A 452-nucleotide genomic window follows, 5' to 3' on the forward strand; every position below is an offset into this window, starting at 1 on the left:
CTCCTCCTTTTATGCTCCTAAATCTCCGTTCTGTAAGGGTTTTCCTTTAATCCGCGCCTTGACGGTGTGGTGGGCGCATTCCTATAGTGTGCGCAAGTGGCGGAAAGTGGCATGAAGTGGGTTTTTTGAGCTCAAAACGATAAAAATTGGAGAAACGCAGACGTGTTTCGCGGAGCTAACGCTATCAGTCTCGACGCAAAGGGCCGTCTCGCTATGCCGAGCCGGTACCGTGACGAGCTCGATTCGCGCAGTTCCGGCCAATTGATCGTGACCATTGATGCCGTTGATCCGTGTCTGTGTGTCTATCCGCTCGACGAGTGGGAAATTATTGAAACCAAGTTGCGCGCACTCCCTTCGCTTCGCGAAGAGAACCGCCGCTTGCAGCGTTTATTGATCGGCAACGCCGTCGACCTCGAGCTCGATGGCAGTGGCCGTTTTCTGGTTCCACCGCG

At 54.2% G+C, this 452-nt stretch carries 1 protein-coding gene; it reads left to right on the forward strand.

Going from position 1 to position 452, the window contains the following annotated elements:
* Positions 1–162: 162 nt before the first annotated feature.
* On the forward strand, positions 163–452 hold a 290-nt coding region (mraZ, locus tag BK660_RS30560; RefSeq protein WP_123436417.1), incomplete at its 3' end, for a division/cell wall cluster transcriptional repressor MraZ.

Source organism: Pseudomonas brassicacearum (assembly GCF_003732265.1).
Lineage (GTDB): Bacteria > Pseudomonadota > Gammaproteobacteria > Pseudomonadales > Pseudomonadaceae > Aquipseudomonas > Aquipseudomonas brassicacearum_D.